At 71.0% G+C, this 7,884-nt stretch carries 6 protein-coding genes; 4 read left to right on the top strand and 2 right to left on the bottom strand.

Annotation, left to right across the window (positions count from 1 at the left end; all coding sequences use genetic code 11):
* Positions 1-152: 152 nt before the first annotated feature.
* The 3 genes from ACPYOM_RS19635 to ACPYOM_RS19625 all read left to right on the top strand — a co-directional run bounded on the left by ACPYOM_RS19635 (position 153) and on the right by ACPYOM_RS19625 (position 5,098).
* Complete coding sequence (locus ACPYOM_RS19635; RefSeq protein WP_481347242.1) at positions 153-4,022, top strand: multifunctional oxoglutarate decarboxylase/oxoglutarate dehydrogenase thiamine pyrophosphate-binding subunit/dihydrolipoyllysine-residue succinyltransferase subunit; 3,870 nt, start codon at positions 153-155, stop codon at positions 4,020-4,022.
* Between the two features lie 116 nt (positions 4,023-4,138).
* Positions 4,139-4,315 carry a DUF6104 family protein gene (locus ACPYOM_RS19630; protein WP_481347241.1) on the top strand — a complete coding sequence of 59 codons (177 nt, stop codon included), beginning with the start codon at positions 4,139-4,141 and terminating at the stop codon, positions 4,313-4,315.
* Between the two features lie 3 nt (positions 4,316-4,318).
* On the top strand, positions 4,319-5,098 hold the full coding sequence (locus tag ACPYOM_RS19625; RefSeq protein WP_481342951.1) for a GDSL-type esterase/lipase family protein: 780 nt from the start codon (positions 4,319-4,321) through the stop codon (positions 5,096-5,098).
* Here the strand turns inward: ACPYOM_RS19625 and ACPYOM_RS19620 are convergent.
* Positions 5,091-5,603, bottom strand: a complete 513-nt coding sequence (locus ACPYOM_RS19620) for a hypothetical protein (RefSeq protein WP_481347240.1) — start codon at positions 5,601-5,603, stop codon at positions 5,091-5,093. The two genes, ACPYOM_RS19625 and ACPYOM_RS19620, sit on opposite strands and share 8 nt — an antisense overlap.
* A 313-nt stretch (positions 5,604-5,916) precedes the next feature.
* On the opposite strand from ACPYOM_RS19620, the gene ACPYOM_RS19615 reads away from it, so the two are divergent.
* The gene (locus ACPYOM_RS19615; protein ID WP_013493302.1) at positions 5,917-6,165 is read left to right on the top strand and encodes a WhiB family transcriptional regulator; all 249 of its coding nucleotides are present in this window, start codon (positions 5,917-5,919) and stop codon (positions 6,163-6,165) included.
* A gap of 90 nt (positions 6,166-6,255) precedes the next feature.
* Here ACPYOM_RS19615 and ACPYOM_RS19610 read toward each other — a convergent pair whose 3' ends face one another.
* Complete coding sequence (locus ACPYOM_RS19610) at positions 6,256-7,743, bottom strand: sensor histidine kinase (RefSeq protein WP_481342953.1); 1,488 nt, start codon at positions 7,741-7,743, stop codon at positions 6,256-6,258.
* Positions 7,744-7,884: the final 141 nt, after the last annotated feature.

Raw genomic sequence — 7,884 nt, 5'->3', positions numbered from 1 at the left:
CGTCGGGCCGGGCCCCGGCCCGACGTGACCAACGCCTCGTCGGGATCCCGGTTCGACATCCCGGCTCGGGTCCGGTATCGGAGCGCGCGGGGCTAGGCTTGACCCCTGTTAGGCACCGACGCACCCAAGCCAACGAAAGAGGCGCATTCGCCGTGTCCGATCAGTCCACGTCCGGAGACCCGATCGCAGCATTCGGTCCGAACGAATGGCTCGTCGACGAGCTCTACCAGCAGTTCCTGACGGACAAGGAGTCCGTCGACAAGGCCTGGTGGGGGTTCTTCGAGGACTACCGACCCGGTGACACGGACGCCAACGGTGCGACGTCCCACCCGACGGGTCAGGCCGCCACGCCGGCCAACGGCGCGACGAACCGCACGGCCGCGCCTGCCCCGGCCGCTGGTCAGGCGGCCCCCGCCACCAAGCCGGCGGCACCGAAGCCCGACACCAAGCCCGACACCAAGCCCGACACCAAGCCCGAAGCCAAGGCGGAGCCCAAGACCGACGCCAAGGCCGAGCCCACGACGCAGCCCAAGCCAGAGCCGGCAGCCGAGGCCCCGAAGCCGCGCGACATCCCCGCCGTGAAGGAGACCGGCCCGGTCAACGAGGACCAGGTCATCCCGCTGCGGGGTGCGCCCGCGCGCGTCGTGGCCAACATGGAGACCTCGCTGACGGTCCCGACGGCCACGAGCGTGCGTGCCGTGCCGGCCAAGCTGCTCATCGACAACCGCGTCGTCATCAACAACCACCTGGCCCGTTCCCGCGGCGGCAAGGTCAGCTTCACCCACCTCATCGGGTTCGCGATGGTCAAGGCCATCGCCCTGATGCCCGAGATGAACAACGGCTTCACCGACGTCGGGGGCAAGCCCGCGCTCGTGCGCCCGGCACACGTCAACTTCGGTCTGGCCATCGACCTCGCCAAGCCGGACGGCAGCCGCACCCTCGTCGTCCCCTCGATCAAGTCGGCCGAGGAGATGGACTTCGTCCACTTCTGGACCGCCTACGAGGACCTCGTCCGCAAGGCACGCGGGAACAAGCTGACCGTCGAGGACTTCCAGGGCACGACGATCTCGCTGACCAACCCCGGTGGCATCGGCACCGTCCACTCGGTGCCGCGCCTCATGAAGGGCCAGGGCGCCATCATCGGCGTCGGTGCCCTCGAGTACCCGGCCGAGTGGCAGGGCGCGAGCAACGAGACGCTGAACCGCAACGCGGTGAGCAAGATCCTCACGCTCACCTCGACCTACGACCACCGGATCATCCAGGGCGCCCAGAGCGGCGAGTTCCTCCGCATCATCCACGAGCTGCTCCTCGGCAAGAACGCGTTCTACGACGAGATCTTCGAGTCGCTGCGCATCCCCTACGAGCCCGTCCGCTGGATCCAGGACATCGACTCCTCGCACGACGACGACATCAACAAGGTCGCGCGTGTCCAGGAGCTCATCCACGCCTACCGCGTCCGCGGCCACCTCATGGCCGACACCGACCCGCTCGAGTACAAGCAGCGTCGCCACCACGACCTCGACGTCACGACCCACGGCCTGACGCTGTGGGACCTCGACCGCACCTTCGCCACCGGCGGGTTCGGCGGCGTCCCGTTCCTCAAGCTGCGCAAGATCCTCGGCATCCTGCGCGACTCGTACTGCCGAACCGTCGGCATCGAGTACATGCACATCCAGGACCCCGAGCAGCGCAAGTGGATCCAGGACAAGGTCGAGCGGCCCTACGAGAAGGCCAGCCGCGACGAGCAGATGCGGATCATGCGTCGGCTCAACGCCGCCGAGGCCTTCGAGACCTTCCTGCAGACGAAGTTCGTCGGCCAGAAGCGCTTCTCCCTCGAGGGCGGCGAGTCGGTCATCGCGCTCCTCGACCGCGTCCTGTGCCGCGCGGCGAGCGAGGACCTCGACGAGGTCTGCATCGGCATGCCGCACCGCGGTCGCCTCAACGTCCTGGCCAACATCGCCGGCAAGTCCTACGGGCAGATCTTCCGCGAGTTCGAGGGCACCCAGGACCCCAAGTCGGTGCAGGGCTCGGGCGACGTCAAGTACCACCTCGGGACCGAGGGCGAGTTCGTCGCCGAGGACGGCAGCAAGACCAAGGTGTACCTCGCGGCCAACCCCTCGCACCTCGAGGCCGTCAACCCGGTGCTCGAGGGCATCGTCCGGGCCAAGCAGGACCGGCTCAACCTCGCCGGGGAGGCCTTCACCGTCCTGCCGGTCCTCCTGCACGGGGACGCCGCGTTCGCGGGCCAGGGCGTCGTGGCCGAGACGCTCAACCTGTCGCAGCTGCGCGGCTACCGCACCGGCGGCACGATCCACGTCGTCATCAACAACCAGGTCGGCTTCACCACCTCGCCGAGCAGCTCACGCTCGTCGGTGTACGCCACCGACGTCGCGCGGATGATCCAGGCGCCGATCTTCCACGTCAACGGCGACGACCCCGAGGCGTGCGTCCGCGTCGCCGAGCTCGCCTACGACTTCCGCCAGGCGTTCAACAAGGACGTCGTCATCGACATGATCTGCTACCGCCGGCGCGGCCACAACGAGGGCGACGACCCGTCGATGACCCAGCCGCTCATGTACAACCTCATCGAGGCCAAGCGCTCGGTGCGCAAGCTCTACACCGAGTCGCTCATCGGCCGCGGTGACATCAGCGTCGAGGACGCCGAGGCGGCACTGCGCGACTACCAGCAGCAGCTGGAGCGGGTGTTCATCGAGACGCGCGAGGCCAAGAAGAGCGCGGCCGCAGCGCCCCCCGCGGCAGCCCCGGCCGACGCCGACAGCGACGCGCCCGACAACGCCGGCCTCGAGCGACCCACCGCCCAGGTGCAGGACGACGCCCGCCCCGTGCGCTCGGCCACCGACACCGGTGTCCCGGCCGGCGAGCTCGTCCACATCGGCGAGAGCTTCGCCAACCCGCCGCAGGGCTTCACGATCCACCCGAAGCTCAAGCAGCTCATGGACAAGCGCGCCAAGATGGTCCACGAGGGCGGCATCGACTGGCCGATGGCCGAGCTGCTCGCCTTCGGCACGCTCCTCAAGGAGGGCACCCCGGTGCGCCTTGCCGGTCAGGACAGCCGGCGCGGCACGTTCGTGCAGCGGCACGCGGTCCTCATCGACAAGGACAACGCGGAGGAGTGGACCCCGCTGCTCTACCTCGGCGAGGGCCAGGCCCGCTTCTGGGTCTACGACTCGCTGCTGTCCGAGTACGCGGCCATGGGCTTCGAGTACGGGTACTCGGTGGAGCGGCCCGACGCGCTCGTGCTCTGGGAGGCCCAGTTCGGCGACTTCGCCAACGGCGCCCAGACGATCGTCGACGAGTTCATCTCCAGCTCGGAGCAGAAGTGGGGCCAGCGCAGCTCGGTCGTGCTCCTTCTGCCGCACGGCTACGAGGGCCAGGGGCCCGACCACAGCTCGGCGCGCATCGAGCGCTACCTGCAGCTGTGCGCCGAGAACAACATGACGGTCGCGTACCCCTCGACCGCCGCGTCCTACTTCCACCTCCTGCGCCGGCAGGCCTACAACCGCCCGCGCACGCCGCTCGTCGTCTTCACCCCGAAGTCGATGCTGCGCAGCAAGGCGGCGGCCAGCGACGTCGAGGCGTTCACGACCGGCGGCTTCAGGCCCGTGCTCGCCGACCACGAGGGCGTGACGGGTGACGTCACGCGCGTCCTGTTCGCCTCCGGAAAGGTCGTCCACGAGCTCGACGCCGAGCGCGAGAAGCGCGGTGACCGCTCGACGGCCATCATCCGCGTGGAGCAGCTCTACCCGATTCCCGAGAAGGAGATCAAGGAGGCGGCCGCCCGCTACCCCGGCGCCGAGCTCGTCTGGGTCCAGGACGAACCGCGCAACCAGGGTGCCTGGCCGCTCATGGCCCAGTGGCTGCACGAGGACCTCTGCGAGATGGGCGAGAACCGTCCCTGGCGGGTCGTGGCCCGCAAGGCCGCCGCGTCGCCCGCGACCGGCTCGTCGAAGAAGCACGCGAGCGAGCAGGCCGAGCTGCTGGCCCGGGCGTTCGACCGCTGAGCCGGCACCTCACGACGCTCCCCCGTCCGAGGACCCCCGCCATCCGTGGCGGGGGTCCTCGCGGCTGTTCGGCCCGCCTGCGCCGACGCCCGCGACGGACGCGATAACCTCCCCACGTGTACTTCACCGACCGGGGCATCGAGGAGCTGGCGGCTCGACGCGGCGAGGAGGAGGTCACCCTCGAGTGGCTCGCCGATCAGCTGCGCCTCTTCGTCGACCTCAACCCCGAGTTCGAGGTGCCGGTCGAGCGCCTGGCCACCTGGCTCGCCCGGCTGGACGACGACGAGGACTGACCCGTGAGCGACAGCAGCGACAGCGACACCCGAGACCCCTACGGCGTGGGCCCGGCCTACCCCTCGTCGCACACCCAGTTCACCGACTCGACGCCGAACCGCTACCCGACGCCGTCGCCGCCGGACGAGCCGGCCGCGCCCGAGGAGGCGCCGTACTACACGCCGAGCGCCGAGCTGACCGTCACCGAGGGCGTCCGCGACGTCGGCATGGTCTTCGTCGGCGCCTCGATGACCGCCGGCTACGGCGACCCGAAGGGCCTCGGCTGGGTCGGCCGCGTCGTCGCGCGGACGCAGCACCCCGACCTCGACCTCACCGCCTACAACCTCGGCGTCCGGGGCAACACCTCCGGTGACGTCGTGGCCCGCTGGGGGGCCGAGTGCCATCCACGCTGGAAGGGCCGCGGCGAGCGCCGCCTCGTGCTGTCGGTCGGCACCAACGACGTCGTGTCGGGCATGACGATGGCCCGCTCGCGGCTCAACCTCGCCAACATCCTCGACGAGGCGACGAACGCCGGCATCGGCGTCTTCGTCGTGGGCCTGGCCCCGAGCCTCGACGCCGAGCTCAACCGGCGCCTGGAGGCGCTCGCCGAGGCACAGGCGGACGTGTGCGCGCGGCGCGGCATCACCTACGTCGACTGCTTCCGCCCGCTCGTCACGCACGACCAGTGGATGGCCGACCTCGCCGCGAGCCCCGACCGTGCCCACCCCGGCCAGGCCGGTTACGGGCTCATCGCGTGGCTCGTGCTCCACAACGGCTGGAACGACTGGCTCTCGCTCAGCTGACGGGTCGTCCGCCGCGCCCGCCCGAGCCCTCGGAGCCGTCGGAGCCGTCGGGCTTGTCCGTCTCGTCGGGCTCGCCGGTCTCGTCCGGGCCGTCCGGCTCGGCGCCCGGGCCGCGACGCATCGGTGAGGCCAGCGCCGCGCCGATGCTGGCCAGCGCCATCGCGGCGACGCCGAGCGCCAGCGGCGTCCGGCCCGAGTCGTGCAGCGACCAGGCCACGGGCAGCAGCAGGGCGTTCCACAGCAGCGTCGGCGTGCGCGGCCAGTCCGCGGCCCGGAACCAGCCTCGGGCCAGGGCGCCGAGGCCCGCGCCGAAGACGAGGATGAGCAGGCCCGAGGTCACCGCCGTCGTCACGGTGGCGGTCGCGCCGGCCGCGATCTCGTAGCCGTAGAAGGCCGCGAAGCCGACGACGACGAGCGCCTCGAGGAGGGTCAGGACGCCAGCCAGCCGAGCGGGTCCGACGGTGGTGGCCACTGGCCGTGACGGCGGGGTCGGGGCGGCGCTCACGGGCGAAGCGTACCGAGCCGTCGGTCACGCCCGGTGGACCGGTCTGGAACTGGGAGGGATCTGCCGATAAGATCTTTCCTTGGTGTGATCTGCGCCCGCGGCGTTGAACACGGACATGGATGTCGGTCACACTGGTTCACGGCCTCGACGCGTACGGAACACCTTCGTGCGCGTCGTCGTTGGTCAGGGGGTGACCCCCTGGACCACCTCCGCCGAGACCCAGGCACCGACAATGACGATGGCGCCCGAGACCTGCAGCAGGACGGCACCCCGTTCCTGCCTGCCGCAACCAACCTGAAGGAGCAAGATCCGCATGGACTGGCGCGACCGCGCTGCCTGCCTGGATGCCGACCCCGAGCTGTTCTTCCCGATCGGGAACACCGGCCCGGCCATCCTGCAGATCGAGGAGGCCAAGGCCGTGTGCCGGACCTGCCCCGTCATCGACACCTGCCTCAAGTGGGCGCTCGAGACCGGCCAGGACGCCGGCGTCTGGGGCGGCCTCTCCGAGGACGAGCGCCGAGCGCTCAAGCGTCGCAACGCGCGCGCCCGTCGAGCGGGCTGAAGCCGGCGACCACCCTCATCGCACCCGACGCGAGCCCGGTGACCTCACGGTCGCCGGGCTTTTCGTTGCTCCGGTCGAGGAGGCCCGGCCTCAGTCGAGGGGCCGCAGGCTCGCGGTGAACCGCGCGCGGGTGCCGTGCGGGAACAGTGGCTCCCACGTGATGCGTCCCTGCAGGTCGGCCACGAGGGACTGGACGATCTGGGTGCCGAGGCCCGAGCCGGGACGCCGGGCCGGGTCGATGCCCTTGCCGTCGTCCTCCACCGACACGACGACCATGGACCTGCCCCGCTCGTCGGTCTGCCGGTCGACGTGGATGCGCACCTGTCCCCCGGCGTCACCGAGGCCGTGCTCGATGGCGTTCTGCACCAGCTCGCTCATGATCATGGCCAGCGCCGTCGCGTCCTCGGCACGGATGCTGCCGAAGGAGCCCTCGGTGGCGGCTCGCACCGGTGCCCCGTTCGCCGCCACCTCGACGACGGCGTTGAGGCCGCGCTGGGCGATCGCGTCGAAGTCGACGGTCTCGTCGAACCCCTGGCTCAGCTGGTCGTGGACCATCGCGATGGTGCCGACCCGACGCTCGGCCTCCTCGAGCGCGACCCTCGCCTCACCCTGCGGCACGCGACGCGCCTGGAGCCGCAGGAGCGCCGCCACGGACTGGAGGTTGTTCTTGACCCGGTGGTGGATCTCGCGGATGGTCGCATCCTTGGTCATCAGCTCGCGCTCGCGCCGGCGCAGCTCGCCGACGTCGCGCAGGAGCACGATGGCTCCGAACCGCTGACCGGCCTCGGTGAGCGGGATGGCGCGCATCGACACCGTCGTGCCACCGGCGACGACCTCGGTCCGCCAGGGCTGGCGGCCGGTGACGACCAGCGGCAGCCCCTCGTCGACCGGGTACGACTCGCGCACGTTGTCGGTGACGATCTGCGCGAGGCTCGCGCCGACGACCTCGCCGAGGTGACCGAGGCGGTGCAAGGCCGAGACGGCGTTCGGGCTCGCGTAGGTGACGACTCCGTCCACGTCGAGGCGGATGACGCCGTCACCGACGCGCGGGGCGCCGCGGCGCAGCCCGGTGGGGGCGCTGCCGTGGGGGAACTCGCCGCCCGTGATCATCCGGCACAGGGCGTCGGCGGTGGCCAGGTAGGTCAGCTCGAGGCGGCTCGGGGTCCGCGTCGTCCAGAGGTTCGTGTGCCGGGTCATGACGGCGACGACGTGGCCACCGCGCACGACGGGGATGTACTCCTCGCGCACCGACTGGTCAGGTCCCTGCTCGTGCTGCACGACGACCTGTCGCACCCGCAGGATGCGCTGCTCGGCGGCGGCCTCGTCGAGCAGGTCACGGGTGCGTCCCGGGTCGGCGACCCGTCCGACCTGGTCGTCGACGAAGACGAGCTGGCCGGTGGTCGGGCGCACGTGGGCGACGGCCTCCCAGCGGTCACCCACCGAGCGGACCCACAGGACGAGGTCGGCGAAGGACAGGTCGGCCACCAGCTGCCAGTCGCCGACGAGCAGCTGCAACCACTCGACGTCATGGTCCGGCAGGTCGGTGCGTCCGCGCAGGAGCTCGCTCAGGGTGGCCACTCCACGAGCCTAGTGAGCCCCCGCGGGACGTCGCGGCGCCGCCCGGCACCTGGCCCCTGACGCGCCGGTGGCCGCGCCGGGGCATGACCTGTCTCTTATACACATCTCCGAGCCCACGAGACGCGTAGTAATCTGGGGGGG

It is taken from the genome of Monashia sp. HAY1-2A, from assembly GCF_056755315.1.
This window is presented reverse-complemented; position numbering and strand designations above follow the sequence as displayed.

Bases quoted from the DNA above. Each gene is read 5' to 3' on its own strand.
- ACPYOM_RS19615 (WP_013493302.1), top strand. From the start codon at position 5,917: ATGGACTGGCGCGACCGCGCTGCCTGCCTGGATGCCGACCCCGAGCTG.